Annotated in this window: 15 protein-coding genes; 9 read left to right on the forward strand and 6 right to left on the reverse strand. The window is 55.1% G+C overall.

The window, feature by feature from the left end; all coding sequences use genetic code 11:
- The 9 genes from ACI2JR_RS17380 to aspC form a co-directional block, all read left to right on the forward strand.
- Positions 1-633, forward strand: a 633-nt coding sequence (locus ACI2JR_RS17380) for a hypothetical protein (protein WP_462479081.1), incomplete at its 5' end; no start/stop codon positions are given.
- An 85-nt stretch (positions 634-718) separates the two neighbouring features.
- Entirely contained in the window at positions 719-844 is a 126-nt protein-coding gene (locus tag ACI2JR_RS17385; protein ID WP_167877297.1) for a hypothetical protein, read from the forward strand.
- Positions 837-1031 carry a hypothetical protein gene (locus tag ACI2JR_RS17390; RefSeq protein ID WP_032688565.1) on the forward strand — a complete coding sequence of 65 codons (195 nt, stop codon included), beginning with the start codon at positions 837-839 and terminating at the stop codon, positions 1029-1031. The genes ACI2JR_RS17385 and ACI2JR_RS17390 overlap by 8 nt, the downstream gene beginning before the upstream one ends.
- A gap of 85 nt (positions 1032-1116) precedes the next feature.
- Positions 1117-1296 (forward strand): hypothetical protein, encoded by a 180-nt coding sequence (locus ACI2JR_RS17395; protein WP_462479082.1) that lies wholly within the window; start codon positions 1117-1119, stop codon positions 1294-1296.
- A gap of 8 nt (positions 1297-1304) precedes the next feature.
- Entirely contained in the window at positions 1305-2453 is a 1149-nt protein-coding gene (locus ACI2JR_RS17400; RefSeq protein ID WP_462479083.1) for an ERF family protein, read from the forward strand.
- Between the two features lie 258 nt (positions 2454-2711).
- Positions 2712-3914, forward strand: a complete 1203-nt coding sequence (gene pncB, locus ACI2JR_RS17405; protein ID WP_132727495.1) for a nicotinate phosphoribosyltransferase — start codon at positions 2712-2714, stop codon at positions 3912-3914.
- 166 nt (positions 3915-4080) lie between these two features.
- The gene (asnS, locus tag ACI2JR_RS17410; protein ID WP_132727498.1) at positions 4081-5481 is read left to right on the forward strand and encodes an asparagine--tRNA ligase; all 1401 of its coding nucleotides are present in this window, start codon (positions 4081-4083) and stop codon (positions 5479-5481) included.
- Between the two features lie 591 nt (positions 5482-6072).
- Entirely contained in the window at positions 6073-7134 is a 1062-nt protein-coding gene (ompF, locus tag ACI2JR_RS17415; protein ID WP_279387983.1) for a porin OmpF, read from the forward strand.
- Positions 7135-7321: 187 nt separating this feature from the next.
- Complete coding sequence (gene aspC, locus ACI2JR_RS17420) at positions 7322-8512, forward strand: aspartate transaminase (protein ID WP_462479084.1); 1191 nt, start codon at positions 7322-7324, stop codon at positions 8510-8512.
- A gap of 65 nt (positions 8513-8577) precedes the next feature.
- On the opposite strand, the gene ACI2JR_RS17425 is transcribed toward aspC, so the two are convergent.
- The 6 genes from ACI2JR_RS17425 to mukF all read right to left on the reverse strand — a co-directional run.
- Positions 8578-9225 (reverse strand): MBL fold metallo-hydrolase, encoded by a 648-nt coding sequence (locus tag ACI2JR_RS17425; RefSeq protein ID WP_132727504.1) that lies wholly within the window; start codon positions 9223-9225, stop codon positions 8578-8580.
- Between the two features lie 13 nt (positions 9226-9238).
- Positions 9239-9790, reverse strand: a complete 552-nt coding sequence (locus ACI2JR_RS17430) for a YcbK family protein (RefSeq protein ID WP_132728125.1) — start codon at positions 9788-9790, stop codon at positions 9239-9241.
- 180 nt (positions 9791-9970) lie between these two features.
- On the reverse strand, positions 9971-11761 hold the full coding sequence (gene ldtD, locus ACI2JR_RS17435) for a L,D-transpeptidase (RefSeq protein ID WP_132727508.1): 1791 nt from the start codon (positions 11759-11761) through the stop codon (positions 9971-9973).
- Positions 11762-11945: 184 nt separating this feature from the next.
- Positions 11946-16394, reverse strand: a complete 4449-nt coding sequence (gene mukB, locus ACI2JR_RS17440; protein WP_462479085.1) for a chromosome partition protein MukB — start codon at positions 16392-16394, stop codon at positions 11946-11948.
- Complete coding sequence (gene mukE / locus ACI2JR_RS17445) at positions 16394-17098, reverse strand: chromosome partition protein MukE (protein ID WP_100685488.1); 705 nt, start codon at positions 17096-17098, stop codon at positions 16394-16396. Before mukE ends, mukB begins: the two co-directional genes overlap by 1 nt.
- The coding region (gene mukF, locus ACI2JR_RS17450) for a chromosome partition protein MukF (RefSeq protein ID WP_462479086.1) at positions 17079-18267 on the reverse strand (1189 nt) is incomplete at its 5' end. The genes mukF and mukE, both read right to left, overlap by 20 nt.

Below are 18267 nucleotides of genomic sequence, written 5' to 3' on the forward strand. Positions count from 1 at the left end.
CGACATTATGGCTGCCATCGGGCGGCCTTTTTTATTACTGAGGGTAAGAGAATGCAGAAAGCAAAAGAAACAGTACTCGTTCTTCGTACTTGCAACGCCGACATGTCGGCTTACGGCGGCTTTGTCTGGCCTAAATCTGGCTTTGTTAAGGCTCCTGACTGGAAAAATACGACAGAATGCGGCAACGGTCTTCACGGCCTGCTGTGGGGTGAAGGATCAGCCGGATACCTCAGCGAGAGCGACGATGCAAACTGGATGGTTTGTGAGGTGGAAAAGGATTTGGTCGTCGACCTTGAAAACAAAGTGAAGTTTCCCGAGGCCAACGTCGTTTACTGCGGCGAGCGTGATGGGGCCATTAATTACCTGATGGATAACGGCGGTAAAGGCTGTGCGATCGTGTACAGCACCCTGACCGGCGGCGATTACAGCACCCTGACCGGCGGCTATGGCAGCACCCTGACCGGCGGCTATGGCAGCACCCTGACCGGCGGCGAAAACGCCACGCTCATTTTTAAACGCTGGAACGGCAAGCGTTACAAATTCTACATCGCCTATGTCGGCGAAGATGGAATTAAAGAGAGCACGGCTTATCGGTTGAATACCGCAGGTGAATTTGAGGAGTGCGCAGAATGATCCGCGAAGAAGACAAGCCTGCATGGCGTAATTTTTGGTTAAAGGTCGTTCCGTTTTTGATTGCAGTCGTCGCTGTCAGCGTTCAGTGCTGGGGTGGCAAATGAGCAAACAAGGCATTCGTTCACTGATTTATTGCCTGCTGGTCTGCGGCGTTATCTGGGCAGCGGCGATTATCAAAATTCTGCACGTTACGGGGGTGTTCAATGGCTAAAGCAATTCCAAACAACGGACGCGCCGTGATGATGCGCAATAACCGCACCGGCGCAGCCTGGCTTGTCAGCTTCGACTACCGCGACGGCAGCTACTGGCACGAGCCACAAGGCAATCTGCGCCACATTCGCCGGCCATACGCATCACGAAGCGTCGAGCCAAACCTGGTACCCGCCGGGACGCATTAACCCGCGCATATCAGCGCACGAATTTAACTGAGCTATCAGGCGGCCTTTATCGCGCCGGGATTCTTACAACCTTTTGGAGGATGAAATGTTACCAGTCGAACTCGCAAGAACGCCAAAAGAAAGCCGGATCAAGCGTGCCGCGCATCTCGCTGAGGCACGCTACTGGAAGGTTTGCGGAAACCGTCGCATGAAGCAATTGGCCCTGCAGCTGGCCCGCAATGAGCGGATGAACAATTTCTACTTCCTCGGCGAAGCGCCGTTCTGAGGTCAATCATGGAAACCAAAAAAGTCTATGCAGCCATCAGCGCTGTCGCTGGCGAGCTGGCAGAAAAAGGAATCAGCAAGGGCAGAAAGCAAGGGAGCCAGGTCAACTATGCGTTTAGGGGTATTGATGACGTTTACAACGCGCTGGCCCCTGCCCTGGTTAAACACAAACTGCTGATCCTTCCTCGTTGCACTGAGCGTACATCGTGCGAAAGAACCAGCAAAAACGGCGGCGCCCTGTTTTATATCACTGTCCGTGCTGAGTTCGACTTTGTCAGCACCGAGGACGGCAGCCTGCACACCGTTGTTACTTACGGCGAGGCGATGGACAGCGGCGATAAAGCGACGAATAAGGCCATGTCGATTGCCTACAAATACGCAGCGTTTCAGGCGTTCTGCATCCCGACCGAGGAAACGACTGCTGACCCTGATTATGAGCAGCATCAGGTTAATCCTGCAGACGCCGATAAAGTTCTCGCTGACTTCACTCAGTATGCGGGCTCTGAGAACGATCCTAAAGCCCTACAAGCCAGCTATGCGAAAGCATGGGGGCTTCTCGATGGATTCCCTGAGCATCAGACTAAATGCAAAGACGTTATCGACCTGAAAGCAGGAACGATGATGATCAGGAGGAACTTCACGCCCACCAATGAATTTACTATGCCAAAAACTAAAGCAGGTACAAACAGGGTTGTTTTCCTGATTGAACCAGCAATAGAAGCACTCCGCAGCCAGGCAGAGATGACAAGGTTTGGTAAACAGCATAAAGTAGAAGTAAACCTACGGGAGTACGGGCGAAAGGAAAAGCACGAATGTACGTTTGTGTTTGACCCACGTCTAACAGGGAGAAACTACCTTGCAGGAGACCATTATGCGGTCGGGTCGATAAAGAAAATTTGGGATGCTCATATTAAGCGGGCCGGTCTGAGACACCGAAACGCTTATCAGACGAGACATACTTACGCTTGTTGGTCGCTGTCAGCTGGAGCAAACCCAAACTTCATCGCCACGCAAATGGGCCACGCCGATGCACAGATGGTTTACAAGGTTTATGGGAAATGGATGGCAGAGAAAAACACGGAACAGGTGGCGCTTTTGAACCAGAAACTATCTGATTTTGCCCCATCCCTGCCCCACGATGAAGTGATGAATGGATAATATATTGATATATCATTATGTTACATATCAACATGCTACATATTGATAACACAAGAGGCACGAAATGCACTCGACCCGGCGCAAAGCTTGTGGTGTGATCCCTGTTCAATATATTAAACTAGGCCTCGCAAATGACCGTCAGCGTCGCCATCGACCGTCACTGCGGGACAGAGTCGGGTAATAAAGGTATACTCCGCCTCCTTTTTTCTGCTTCGGTTTTGATGGAAACGCTCCAGTGAGAGGACGCTACTGCGCACCATGACACAATTCACTTCTCCTGTACTGCACTCGCTGCTTGATACGGATGCTTACAAGCTGCATATGCAGCAGGCTGTCTTCCACCGCTATCACGACGTACACGTTGCGGCGGAGTTCCGCTGCCGCGGGGACGATCTGCTCGGTATCTACGCCGATGCAATTCGCGAGCAGGTGGAAACCATGCGTGACCTGAAGCTGCAGGACGATGAATATCAGTGGTTGTCCACCCTGCCGTTCTTTTCTCAGGACTATCTCGACTGGCTACGTGATTTCCGCTATGACCCGCAGCAGGTCATCGTCAGCAACGACAACGGCAAGCTGAATATCCGCCTGTCCGGCCCCTGGCGTGAAGTCATTATGTGGGAAGTGCCGCTGCTGGCAGTCATTAGCGAGCTGGTCCATCGCTACCGCTCGCCCGAAATCAGCGTCGATTTAGCGCTCGACACGCTTGAGCGCAAGCTCGCCGACTTCGCACATATCACGGCGGACCTCGATCTGAGTCGCTTCCGTCTGATGGACTTCGGCACCCGCCGACGCTTCTCCCGTGAAGTGCAGCAGGCCATTGTTGCACGTTTACAGCAGGAGCCGTGGTTTAGCGGCACCAGCAACTACGATCTGGCTCGCCGCCTGAATCTGACGCCAATGGGTACCCAGGCGCATGAATGGTTCCAGGCGCATCAGCAAATCAGCCCCAATTTAGCCAGCAGCCAGCGCGCGGCCCTGGCGGCCTGGCTGGAAGAGTATCCCGATCGGCTCGGCATCGCCCTGACTGACTGTATTACCATGGATGCCTTCCTGCGCGACTTCGGTCCGGAGTTCGCCAGCCGTTATCAGGGTCTGCGCCACGATTCCGGCGACCCGTTTGAATGGGGTGAGAAAGCCATTGCCCATTATCAGAAACTGGGTATCGACCCGATGAGTAAAGTACTGGTCTTTTCCGATAATCTCGATCTGGCGAAAGCGGTTGATTTGTATCGCCACTTCTCTTCGCGGATCAATCTCAGCTTTGGCATCGGTACCCGTTTAACCTGCGACATCCCCCAGGTTAAACCGCTCAATATCGTTATAAAACTGGTGGAATGCAATGGAAAACCGGTCGCCAAGCTCTCCGACAGTCCGGGCAAAACCATCTGCCACGATAAAGCATTCGTGCGCGCGCTGCGTAAAGCCTTCGATCTGCCGCCGGTGAAAAAGGCCAGTTAATCACCATAAGGAGCCGTTCTGGCTCCTTGTTCTTTATTTATTTCCGAAAACTCTCTCTCCCGGTGCGAAATCTACTTGTCTGATGGAAGATGACAGGTAACATAGATATCCCCCGATTGCCGGGGGATATCGATTTTTTTATTGGACTACGAATAGAGAGACTATTATGAGCGTTGTGCCTGTAGCCGACGTACTCCAGGGCCGTGTTGCCGTTGACAGCGAAGTCACCGTGCGCGGATGGGTACGTACCCGCCGAGATTCAAAAGCTGGCTTTTCCTTCCTGGCCGTCTATGACGGTTCCTGCTTTGATCCTGTACAGGCCGTTATTAATAATTCTCTGCCCAATTACAATCAGGAAGTACTGCGCCTGACCACCGGCTGTTCGGTCATCGTTACGGGTAAAATCGTGGCGTCCCAGGGTCAGGGTCAGAGTTTTGAAATCCAGGCCAGCCATGTTGAAGTGACCGGTTGGGTAGAAGATCCGGATACCTATCCGATGGCCGCTAAACGCCACAGCATCGAGTATCTGCGTGAAGTCGCGCACCTGCGTCCGCGTACCAATCTGATTGGCGCCGTCGCCCGCGTTCGTCATACCCTGGCACAGGCGCTGCATCGTTTCTTTGACGAGCAGGGCTTCTTCTGGGTTTCTACGCCGCTGATTACCGCATCGGATACCGAAGGCGCTGGCGAAATGTTCCGCGTATCGACGCTGGATCTGGAGAACCTGCCGCGTAACGATCTGGGCAAAGTGGATTTCGATAAAGATTTCTTCGGCAAAGAGTCGTTCCTGACCGTATCCGGCCAGTTGAACGGCGAAACCTATGCCTGCGCGCTGTCGAAAATTTATACCTTCGGCCCAACCTTCCGTGCTGAAAACTCTAACACCAGCCGTCACCTCGCGGAATTCTGGATGCTGGAGCCGGAAGTGGCCTTTGCGAACCTCAACGATGTCGCCGGCCTGGCTGAAGCCATGCTGAAGTACGTCTTCAAAGCGGTACTGGAAGAGCGGGCGGATGACATGAAATTCTTCGCCGAGCGCGTCGATAAAGAAGCCGTTTCTCGTCTGGAACGCTTTATTAATGCCGACTTCGCTCAGGTTGATTACACCGACGCGGTGACGATTCTGGAGAACTGCGGCAAGCCGTTTGAAAACCCGGTCTACTGGGGTGTGGATCTCTCTTCCGAGCATGAGCGCTATCTGGCCGAAGAGCACTTCAAAGCGCCGGTGGTGGTGAAAAACTACCCGAAAGACATTAAGGCCTTCTATATGCGCCTTAACGAAGACGGTAAAACCGTCGCGGCAATGGATGTCCTGGCGCCGGGCATCGGTGAAATCATCGGCGGCTCTCAGCGTGAGGAACGTCTGGACGTGCTGGACGCGCGCATGGCGGAAATGGGTCTTAATAAAGAAGACTACTGGTGGTACCGCGACCTGCGTCGTTACGGCACCGTACCACACTCCGGCTTCGGGCTGGGCTTTGAACGTCTGATCGCCTACGTCACCGGCGTACAGAACGTGCGTGATGTGATTCCGTTCCCGCGTACGCCGCGTAGCGCCACATTCTGATTGTTTTTTCTGATCATCGCCAAGGGCCAGCGTAAGCTGGCCTTTTTTTATGTCAATTAATGTTAACGAATACTAATAAATTTAAACATCAACCCTTCAAGTTCACATTTATGTTACTCACTATTTCGCCCCCTCCACAGCCGACAAATCGCATCTTATGTTCATATATTGGCGAAATGCCTGATTATTCTGTTCATTTTTTAAGCACCCACCGCACAAGGTGTGAAGACAAAAGCTGAGCGAAAAAAAAGCGAAATGCAGACATAAAATGCACAAAAGCCGCCTTATCTAAATTAATCATAATTAATTCATATAGATATATAAGGTTAGTTTATTTTACGAGCAAACCGGAACGGAATTTTGATTGAGTTCACAAAGTTCCTAAAAATACATATTTTGTTACATACATTTTCGTATTGTTACTCATATGCGACATTGGTAGCATTTTCCGGCTAGCGAAACGGTGGCGTGGATGGAAAGATGCCTTCAGACACCAAACTATCATCAATAGTTCTGTAAATTTTTATTGACGGAATTTATTGGCGGCAGTGGCAAGTGTTCATATAAAAATATTAATGAGGGTAATAAATAATGATGAAGCGCAATATTCTGGCAGCGGTGATCCCTGCCCTGCTGGTAGCCGGCGCAGCAAACGCTGCGGAAATCTATAACAAAGACGGCAACAAGCTCGATCTGTACGGCAAAACCGTAGGTCTGCATTATTTCTCTGATAACAAAGATAATGACGGCGACCAAACCTATGCCCGTTTGGGTTTTAAAGGGGAAACGCAGATCAACGACCAGCTGACCGGTTACGGCCAGTGGGAATATAACTTCCAGGGTAATAATACGGAAGGTAGCGACGCTCAGACCGGTAACAAAACCCGTCTGGCCTACGCCGGTCTGAAATTCGGCGATGCAGGCTCCTTCGACTACGGTCGTAACTACGGCCTGGTTTATGACGCCATCGGCGTAACCGATATGCTGCCTGAGTTTGGCGGCGACACCGGCCCTAGCGATAACTTCTTCGCCGGTCGTACCGGTGGCCTGGCAACCTACCGTAACAGCAACTTCTTCGGTCTGGTTGACGGTCTGAACTTCGGCGTACAGTACCTGGGTAAAAACGAGCACGCAGATAACCCGTCCCGTGCGAACGGTGATGGCTGGGCAACCTCTCTGAGCTATGAAGTCGATGGCTTCGGCATTGTCGGCGCTTACGGCGCAGCAGACCGTACCGACGGACAGCAGGCTCTGGCACGCGGCAAAGGCGATAAAGCTGAGCAGTGGGCAACCGGCCTGAAATACGATGCGAACAATATCTACCTCGCAGCCCTGTACGGCGAAACCCGCAATGCGACCCGCATTACGGATGGCTTTGCCAACAAAACTCAGGACTTCTCCGTCGTTGCGCAGTATCAGTTCGATTTCGGCCTGCGTCCGTCCATCGCTTACTACAAATCTAAAGCGAAAAATATTGAAGGCGGCATTGGCGATGAAGATTACATCAACTACATCGACGTCGGCGCGACCTACTACTTCAACAAAAACATGTCCACCTATGTTGACTATCAAATCAACCAGATTGACAGCGACAACAAGCTGGGCGTGAACTCCGACGACACCGTCGCCGTGGGTATCGTTTACCAGTTCTAATCTGCAGTACACCCCTTCGTGATATGCCTAAAAAGCAGGACTTCGGTCCTGCTTTTCTCTATTCCTGAGATAAAGATCGTAACTTTCGAAAACCTTCGCGCTTTTTGTCGCAAACGGTTGGCAATTAGTTCATCTGCCGTTACCCTGATAGCGGAATTCCCTTCAGTAATCACAATGGAACCTCGTCATGTTTGAGAACATTACTGCCGCCCCTGCCGACCCTATTCTGGGCCTGGCCGATCTGTTTCGTGCCGATGACCGCCCTACCAAAATTAACCTCGGGATTGGTGTTTACAAAGATGAAACGGGTAAAACCCCGGTCCTGACCAGCGTAAAAAAAGCAGAGCAGTATCTGCTGGAAAATGAAACCACCAAAAACTATCTCGGTATCGATGGTATTGCGGAATTTGGTCGCTGCACTCAGAAGCTGCTGTTCGGTAAAGGCAATGCGATTATCAACGATAAGCGCGCCCGTACCGCACAGACGCCTGGCGGTACCGGTGCCCTGCGCGTTGCCGCGGATTTCCTCGCGAAGAATACCGACGTTAAGCGCGTTTGGGTGAGCAATCCGAGCTGGCCGAATCACAAAAGCGTGTTCAATTCCGCGGGTCTGGAAGTCCGTGAATATGCCTATTACGATGCCGCCAACCACGCGCTCGACTTTGACGGTCTGCTGGCAAGCCTCAATGAGGCGCAGGCCGGTGACGTGGTTCTGTTCCATGGCTGCTGCCATAACCCAACCGGTATCGATCCGACGCTGGAGCAGTGGCAACAGCTGGCGCAGCTGTCCGTCGAAAAAGGCTGGCTGCCGCTGTTCGATTTTGCCTACCAGGGTTTTGCCCGTGGTCTGGAAGAGGATGCTGAAGGGCTGCGCGCGTTTGCCGCGCTGCATAAAGAGCTGCTGGTGGCCAGCTCCTACTCGAAGAACTTCGGTCTGTACAACGAGCGCGTCGGCGCCTGCACGCTGGTGGCTGGCGACCAGGAAACCGTTGACCGCGCGTTCAGCCAGATGAAATCCACCATCCGGGCAAACTACTCCAACCCGCCGGCGCACGGTGCTTCGGTGGTGGCGACGATTCTCAGCAACGACGCGCTGCGCGCTATCTGGGAACAAGAGCTGACCGATATGCGCCAGCGTATTCAGCGCATGCGTCTGCTGTTCGTGAATACCCTGCAGGAAAAAGGGGCCACTCGCGACTTCTCTTTCATCATCAAGCAAAACGGGATGTTCTCGTTCAGCGGCCTGACCAAAGAGCAGGTGCTGCGTCTGCGTGAAGAGTTCGGGGTCTACGCCGTGGCTTCCGGGCGTATCAACGTCGCCGGTATGACGCCAGACAACATGGCGCCGCTGTGTGAAGCGATTGTCGCCGTGCTGTAATAGCCTCGCTGGCAAAAAATAAAGGCCGCTTGCGCGGCCTTGTTTATATTTTCCGTCGAGGAGCATTACCAGACGGGCATTTCATCCTGCAGGAAAGGGTTATGCAGACGCTCATAGCCCAGCGTCGACATCGGCCCGTGACCGGGAATAAACGTCACATCATCGCCTAAAGGCAGTAATTTGCGCTTAATCGCATCAATCAGCTGACCGTGGTCGCCGCGCGGGAAGTCGCTGCGCCCTACTCCACCTTTGAAAATGACGTCGCCGGAAACCAGCAGCCGGGATGCCGGATCAAAAAAGACCACGTGCCCTGGCGTGTGCCCGGGACAGTGCAGCACCTGCAGAGCAACATTCCCTACGCTGACCACATCGCCTTCATTGAGCCAGCGGTCCGGCTGCAATGGCTGACAATCTTCCAGACCAAACATCCGACTTTGCGCCGGCAGCCCTTCCAGCCAGAACCGATCTTCTTCTTCCGGCCCGATAATCGGCACACCATAATGCTGTGCCAGCTCGGCCGCCGCACCGACATGATCGAGATGACCGTGGGTGAGCAAAATCTGCATCAGGCTGACGCCCTCTGCCGCTACTTCCTGTTTGATTCGCTCAGCGTCACCGCCAGGATCGACCAGCGCTGCAAGCCGGGTTTGTTCGCACCAGATTAAAGAACAGTTCTGAGCAAACGCGGTAACCGGAATAATACGATAGTTCATGATGCTCCTTTCGTTACCAGTGCCTTACCGGACCGGTATCAATATGCACAAAGTTGCTACGTGGGTAGTATCCTACACCACCTGCGCCCATAGATAACGCCGCTTTGCGAACATTGCTTAACGAAATGCCTTCAATATGGAAATCCATTGCCTGCCCCCTGGTGTGATAGCTATGTTTCGCTACACCACGGCTTCGTGCACGAAGTTCATCGTTGGTATCGAGGGAACGATAGCCAGAGATGAGCTGGACAGGTTTATTCGTGCCAAGCAATCCCTGCAGACGATAGAGGTGATCGAACAAACTCGGATCGATGGGCTTAATTTTATTCGCGCGGAAATCACGGAAAAAATGGTTAAGCCTTGCTAATTCATCCTGAATATAGCCTCTGCCATCGAAAAACTCCGCCTTGAGTGATTCACCAGTATGCAGGTTATTCAGCGTCAAAATACGCGGTCGGGGGGTCGAGAGGGTGGCAAATGCCGGCGCAGGCAGAATGGCGGCGGCACCGAGCGCAGCCCCACCTAACGCCAGCAATTTGCGGCGATTAGCGTCAAATTTGTCCATGATAATCAGGTCTACAAGTAAATGAATCGAATATATGCACTTCTGGCGCACGAAAGGCACCTTACCGGGCATTATTGCCAACGTCAAGGTAGCCTAACCCCAGTAAATACAGGCTCTGTAGAGGAACAGAGCCTGTTTTCACCCACAGTTAGGACAACGAAATGGGGTGAACTACTTCATTTACCTGATTAATTGTTCAGCTTTCGCCAAAATTTGTGCGCCAGATCGCGCGGTGAGATCGTAATTGTAAATATCTGTACGATATTGCATGCGGCCGTCGCTGCCAACGAAGGCGGTTAAATAATAGAGATTCACCGGGATATTCTGCCGGATATTCACATACCGCGTATCGCCCTGCTTAAGCGCATCGGAAATCCGCGTATCGTTCCAGCCGGCATCCTGCAGCAGCATATTCGCCAGTTCAGAAGCTTTATTGACCCGCACACAGCCGGAGCTTAACGCGCGCACGTCTTTCTGGAACAGATTGTGGTTCGGCGTATCGTGCAGATAGATAGCATCGGAGCTGGGCATATTGAACTTATAACGCCCCAGCGAGTTACGTGCCCCCGGCGCCTGCTGGAAGCGGAACGGGAGATTGTTCTCGGTGATCGTTGACCAATCAATGCGCCAGGGATCGAGGGCCTCTTTGCTGTTCCAGCCGCGCATTACCGTATAGCCATGTTGCTCAAGATAGCCTGGATTATTACGCACCTTCGGCAGGATATCTTTGCGCGCCAGCGTCGGCGGCACATTCCACGGCGGATTCACCACCACATTATTTAACGCGCTGCTCATCATCGGCGTTTTACGATCCGGGCGCCCGACGATCACTCGCGATGCCAGCACCTGACTGCCGTCCTGATAATAGACCAGCGAAAAGGCCGGAATATTCACCATGATCCCGGTGGAGAGCTTGCCCGGCAGCAGGCGTAAACGCTGGATGTTCAGCGCCAGCACCCCGGCGCGCTGCGCCGCGGAAACGTTCAGCAGGTCGCGCGTGGAGGCGCCAATGACGCCATCGGCACCCAGCCCTTGCCACGCCTGAAAGCGCTTAACGCCCGCAACAAGCTGGCGATCGTAAACGCCGCGCGCAGCCGTTTTATTTTTCTTCCCCGCCGACGGGCTGACGACGTCCCCCGGCAAAGCTATCTTCTCAGCGTCATCCAGCATGCCGGTACGTTGTAAAATCTCACGCAGCGCGCCGATATCGTTGCTCCACTCGCCAGGACGTAGCGATGCGGTACTGGTCAGTTGCGGCCACGGACGCGAATCCGCCACCAACGACAGCAGCGCCTGATGCATCGCCGCATATTGCGTATGGTGCGGCGCCAGTCCGGCAATAAACTGCGGCAGTGAACCGTCATCCAGCGCCAGCTGCCACTGGTTGATGACCGACAGCGGCGGCGTCGACATGGTGTAAGGTCTGGAGCTATACAGCCAGCGGTTCCCCTGAACCGGAATGCCGCTGATAAAGTGCAGATAGCCCATCATAGCATCGGAAAGCACGACATCACGCGCCATACCGCTCACCGCCGGATCGGTGAGCAGGCTTACCCAGGTGGTGAACTGCGGCTGGAAACCGGCAATCGCGACTTCGGCCAGCTGCTGCTGGAACGCCTGCACCGCCTCGCGGTTCTCCCACATCGGCTTCATATCCCTGGCCGCGTACAGCGACACCAGAGGATTCATAAACACCGGCTGATAACCCGCCGGCAGTAGTGCGGTAATATCGGCACGACTTTTCGCTGCCGCATCGGTAGCCAGCGGCTGCTCGCCGGCCATTTTCGCGACCGTCGCAGACTGACCCGCGCTTTGGCTCAGCGCAGAAGACAGTTCACCAATCGTGGCGGAACTGTCGGCAGGTACCACTTCAGGCTCTTCGGCCTGGACATTGAACAGTGGAGCAAATGCAAAAGCCAGGCTCAAACTCAGCGCTGACCATTGACGACCATACCGTTTTTTTAGCAACATCCCTTGCCCCCTGTTAACACATTGCCACCCACAAAAATGGGGCTTACTCACAGTATATAAAGGCGTAAACGCTTTTGCCTTACCAAATGTAAAGAAGTTTAAAGATTATACAACCTTACCCTACCAATTGGATAACAAAAAGGGCGACACATTGTCGCCCTTTTCTCCGCTGATTCACCGCCCGTTAAGAGGCGTCAGCCGTTCCCGGCAACGTTTCCGGCAGCTGAGCGGCGAAACCGCGCAGGCCGACGACGTGAACGTGTTCATGGTTATTAAACACTTTACGCACCAGTTTATAGGTGGTGCCTTTTTCCGGGCTGATATTTTCCGGCGCCGCGATAATCAGCTGCATCTCCAGACGTTCGCACAGCTCAAACAGCGTGGCGATGGATCGGGCATCGAGGCGCGCCGCTTCATCAAGGAACAGCAGACGGCACGGCGAAAGATCTTTGCCGCGCAGGCGACGTGATTCATCCTCCCAGCTCTGCACCACCATCACCAGGATCGACATCCCGGTCCCGATAGCCTCACCGGTTGACAGCGCGCCGGACTCAGCGCGCAGCCAGCCGTCGGAGCCGCGGTTAACCTCAACTTCCATTTCCAGATAGTTGCGGTAGTCGAGCAGCTCTTCGCCGATGGTTTGCGGCGTCCGTTGTCCCATATCGATCTGCGGATTCAGGCGCTGATAGAGCTTCGCCAGCGCTTCAGAGAAGGTCAGACGATTGCTGTTGAACAGGTCCTGATGCTGTTCATGCTGCTCGGACAGCACATCCAGCAGCGTCGAGTGGGTTTCCCGCACGTTGACGTTCAGCCGCACGCTGTTGACCTGGCCGAAGGAGACGCTCTGCAGTCCCTGGTTGAGCATACGAATACGGTTCTGCTCGCGCTGGATAGTCTTGCGGATGATATTGGCGACGCTGCGGGAGCTGATCGCCAGCTTCTGTTCGCGGTTGGTCAACTCTTCCGTCAGGCGGCTAAGCTCGATTTCCATCTGCTCAATCGCCTCAACCGGATCGTCGGTACGGATAATGTCCTGACGAATACGCTCGCGCAGATGCTGATAAACGGCAACGAAGAACTGAATTTTACGCTCAGGACGCTTCGGATCTTCTGAGACGCGCAGCACGTCGCGCAGATGTTCGTTATCCGCCACCGCCAGACGCAGCGCACCGAGCGCCTTATCCGACATCGAACGCAGCTCATCGGCCGAGAGATAGGCCAGCTCGCGGCGATGCAGGCGGCGCTCGACGCCATTATCTTTCACCAGACGCATGACCGCGCACCAGCCCGCCTTGGCGCTAACCACCTGCTCACGCATTTCGCAATAGTCGCGTTCGAGCTTACGCAGCTTGCGGGTCAGGTTGTCCATTTCCGCTTCACAGAAGGTCAGCGCTTTTTCCAGCTGATTGCGGCGGGCGCGGTTGTTGCTTAACTGGCTATGCAGCTCATCGCGACGCGCGCGCGCGCGCTCTTCCGCGCCGCTATCGGCCCGTACGCCGATATCCTGCAGCTCTTTATACAGATCGCCCAGCAGCTCTTTTTTGGTGTCATACGAACTTTTTAGCGACGCCAGCACCTGATTGTACTGGTTCAGCTGCGCCGTATGAGTACGCGTCGCGTCGCGGGCGCGGCTACGTTCCGTTTCCGCCTGCTCCAGACGCTGGCGCAGTTTTTCGTTGAGATCGCTGTTGCCGCTGAGCATTTCCGCCGAATCGGAGTAGCTGAAGTGCGCGCGGCGCTGCACCACTTCGCTCAGCGCAAACGCCTGCTGACGCGCATCGCGCTGCGTCTGCTGCGAGTAAGCATAATCTTCTTTCAGCTGTTCGAACTGTTCCGGGTCGCTCTGCAGCACCGAAACGATCGGCTCCAGCTTCGCCAGCTGGTTGCCATACTGCTGAATAAAGCGCGCCGCTTCCTGAGCCTCATCCAGACGCTCCTGAATTTCATCCACGCGGTCGGCCAGCGTATCGTCCGCCAGCAGGTTGAGACGCGGTAACAGACGGTTCAGCGCCGAAACGCCCTCTTTCGCCTGCTCAAACTGCACCCGGTTCTGCTGGTTATCGCTTTCGTGCGCGCTAAGCGCCCGCTCCAGCTCGCCGCGACGGCCGTTCAGTTTACGGATTTCTTCTTCCGGGTCATCCTCGAAGGCCACCGCCAGATGGCTGCCGATAAAGCGGCTGAACGCCTGATGCTGACGTTGAGTTTTCTGAACGTCAAACGAGAGGGTGGCAAAACGCTCTGACAGCTCTTCACGCTCGGCGTGCAGGCTCTCAATGCGGCTTTCACGCGCGGCGCGGCCAAACAGCGGCAGCGTCGGGAAACGCGAATAGCGCCACTGACGATCCGCTACCTTCACAACCACCGCTTTTTCCAGCTCATCAACGCTGAATACGCTGTCATCGAACGACTGCGGGTCGCCTTCGATCAGATAGAGATCTTCCGGGCAATCTTCCAGCCCTTCAAGCTGTTCGGCGATTTGCGCCAGATCGGGAACCACGATCGCGTGACGCGACGGGCCGTACAGCGCGGAGAAGTACGGCGCATCTTCCAGACTGACATCGTCATAAATTTCAGACAGCAGGACGCCGCCAAAACGTTCGGCCAGCGCGTTAAGACGCGGATCTTCAGACCCACCCGGCTGGCTGAGACGTTCGATCTCTTCGTCGATTGCGCGTTTACGGGCGCCGACCTCGTCACGTTCAACGATCGCCTCGCGTTCGCGCTCCAGCAGCTGCTGAAGGTATTCGGTGACGTCCTGGCTTGATTCAAACTGCTCGCCGCTCTGCTCGCAGAGCTGATTCAGGCTGTTCTGTGCGGCCAGCCAGATCGGCGCGCGACGCAGCAGAGACTGGGTGCGGGACTGCAGCTGTTCCAGCTCCTGACGCAGATTCATGCGCTGTTCGCTGGCGGAAGAGACGCTGTCGGACAAGGAGGCGATACGCGCTTCCAGCTCCTGATGCAGGGCTTCCAGATCGTCGATCTCGTAGCGTTTGCCCTGACGCTTGCAGAATTCGCTCAGCTGGCGCTCGGCGTCCTGCTGTTCGCGCAAACGCTGCTCCAGCTCGGTCAGACGGCTGCGCAGGCCGTGGGCCTGCTCGGCCAGATGGCGCTGGTTGACGCCATCGCGCAGCAGTTCGCGGGCCACATCCCAGGCTTCATTACGCGCCAGCGGGCCATTGATTGCCGCCACCAGCTGGTAAGCCTGTTCAAACTGACCGTGCGCGGTTTGCGCCACGCTGATTTTCTGTTCCAGCGACAGCATTTTTTCCGTCGCTTCCTGCTCTTTCGCCTGGAACGTTTCCAGCCATTCGCCGGCGCTTTCCGGGGTTAAATCCGGTAGGTGACACAGCGCTTTCGCGCGTTCCAGCGCCTGCAGGGCCTGGTTGTACTGAATCGCGCGGGTCTGCTGCACGTCCAGCGCCTGCTGATAATCGGCCAGCTGGCTTTTCAGCTCATCCACTTCCAGTTCAGCGGCTTCCGCACGGGCTTCGTTCTCTTCCTGCAGATCGGTCGCTTCCGCGACCACTTCATTCTGCTCTTCCAGGCGAATCTGCAGTTCATCGAGATCCGCTTCATAGCGCTCGATTTTCTCCTGCTGACGCAGAGCGGTTTGCACCAGGTTCAGATGATCGCTGGCGGCCTGATAATCGGCTTCCAGGTCGCCTTCCGCGCCGTTATGTTCCTGCAGTTCGCGGGCCATATCGACATGCTTATACTGTTCTGCCGCCAGCTGCGACCGCGAGGTGAACAGCTCGCGACGGTATTCCAGCGCTTTATCCAGATGAACGCGACGTTCATTGGCGTGACGCATATAGTCCGCCGCCACGTAGTTCGTCGCTTCGCTGATCAGGTGTTTAAACAGATCGCGATCGGACTGGGTGACGCGAATCGCCTCCAGCGTCATACGGTTTTCGCGCAGCGCGGCTTCCATATCCTGGAACGCTTTACGCACGCCGCTGTTTTCCGGCAGCAGGTAGTCACGCAGCGAGCGGGTAATGGTGTTGGAAATCCCGCCGTACAGCGAAGCTTCAATCAGGCGATAGTATTTGCTACGGTCAGAGGCAGAACGCAGACGACGGGCCACCACCCCCAGATCGAACATCAGCGAGTGATAATCGGTGATCGAGTTGAACTGCTTGAACTGTACCCCTTCCATCGCCTCAAGCTTATCTTTCAGCTCGTTGAGGCTGAGAACGCGCGCCTGGCGTTCGTTAAGGGTTTCCGTCAGCAGCTGGGTTGGCTGCACCGACGTCGGCAGTCCCTGAATCGCAAAGGGTTTGATATCCACTTTACGATCGCGACCGGCGATCTGCTGCAGACGCACGCCCACCACCACCCGCTGGTGGTGCGAGTTGATAACGTCCAGCACCGAATAACACACCCCGGCGCGCAGCTTACCGTGCAGGCCCTTATCGCGCGAGCCGCTGGTGGCGCCAGCCTCGGTGGTGTTACGGAAGTGCAGCAGGGTCAGGTCCGGGATCAGCGCCGTGACGAAGGCCGCCATGGTGGTGGATTTCCCGGCGCCGTTGCCGCCGGAAAGGGTGGTGACCAGCTCATCCAGATCAAAAGTCCGGGCAAAAAAACCGTTCCAGTTAACCAGCGTTAGCGAGCGAAATTTACCGCGTTCAATCATTACTCTTCCTCCCCGCTATCCGGCTGATTCTCTTCATTCTCATCATTGAGCTGCAGGTGGTTTTCCAGCGCCATCGCTTCGCCATCGCGAATCATCCGCAGCTGCGCTTCGCGCGGATCGTCGCCGACGCGGACGTCAGCGCCGAAGCGGAAGACCGACTCGGTAATGCGGAATTTGCTGCTGTCATGGCCCATAAACCACACCATCCCCAGACGGCGCAGGCGGTTGAGCGACGCGCGCATTTTCTCCTGCAGCTTCTGGCGATCGAGGTCGGAACCGGTGGAGCGGTTGTTTACCAGCTTCAGCAGTTTGGCTTCGTCCGCCAGGGTCAGCAGCTCATCGTAGAGCTCCTGCTGGGTAAAGATTCCTTCATTGGCCAGGCGTTCCGGGCTGAGATAGAGGTAGCAAAGGATTTTGCCAACCATCATATCCAGCTCTGACAGAACCGAACGCGGAATCAGCGTGGTGGAGCGCGGGCGCAGATAGAAGAATCCCTCCGGCGCGCGGATCAGTTCAACGTTATAGCGAGCGTAAAACTCTTCCAGGTAATCCTGGAAATCCATCAAAAATGCGTGATTATCCAGTTCGTCCAGACCGATATGGCGGCCTGCTCGCAGGGCGCTATCCAGCGCCGGAAATAACGGATTGCCCAACGCCAGCGCCAGTTTAACTGGCATCACTTGTTCAATATTTGTCGATGACATGCGCCTGTACCTTGGCTCCGTAATCATTAATCGGCTGCCATTTTGCCGACAGTCCGGTGAAATCTGCTTGCGCGACGCCCAGGCGTACCGCCTGATCGACAACAATTCGCGCCACATCGAAATGGCGAGCTCGCGGATACTGCGCCAGATATTCGCGCACCACCAGACCGAGATCCAGCGGCACCCCTTTGTCTTTATAGACCACCAGCTGTGCTTCAATCAGCGCGGCCAGCTGCTCGCGAATTTCGTTAAACTCTTCGTACTCCAGATCGGCGGGAAGTTCCCCGGTGACCTCTTCGTCGCGCAGCGCCATCTCTTCATCACGCATATCCAGCAGACGATCGGCGCTGGCGTGGGTCAACGCCCACGGCGCATCAAAGTAGGTCTGGATCGATTGACGCAGACGCTGGGCGAACACGCGGTTTTTATCCATATCAATGGCGGTACGGATAAACTTATGCACGTGGCGATCGTAGCCGATCCACAGGTCGATAGCCTGCTGCCCCCAGCTGACAATGCGGTCCAGCTTACTTTGCAGATCAAAGACTAAACGGTCGACAAAATGCAGATCGTCGCGCGTAATCGTCGCGTCCTGAATTCTCAACAGGTTAGCCTGCAGCTTATCGCCCGCCGCATCCAGCGTATCCTGCAGCTCGCGCAGGGTGCCGGAGGTTTCCGACAGCAGCAGCTCACAGCTGGAGATCGCCGCGCGCCAGTCTTTGTTCAACAACTGGGCGATATCATCTTTGACCAGCTGCTGCTGTTCATCCATGATGCGCTGGGTCAGGTCGATGCTGTCGAAAATCTCAGCCACCGAGTATTTCAGCGGCGCAAAGACGTTACGATGCCAGTGAAACTCATCCCCGCCCTCTTCGGCCGAGTCGGCGGCGCGCTTCAGTTCGCCTGCCACGATCGACAGCTGCATCGACAGACGCAGCGTAGAAAATTCGCGCTGACGAATATAGTAGTCGGTAATCCCGATTCCCAACGGCGTAAGACGATAGATAGCATTGCCTTCCGTACTTTCGCTGGTAAAGCGGTTCAGCAGACGCTGGCGCACCATGTCGTTAATCGCATTATTGGCGCGCTGGCTGATGGTTTCGCTGGTCTGCTCAAACGCATCACTGACGTGGCGGAACGCATCCACCAGTTCTCCCTCGGTCATTTCC

This window comes from Klebsiella sp. NPDC088457, from assembly GCF_044900465.1.
In the GTDB taxonomy this organism is placed as follows: domain Bacteria; phylum Pseudomonadota; class Gammaproteobacteria; order Enterobacterales; family Enterobacteriaceae; genus Klebsiella.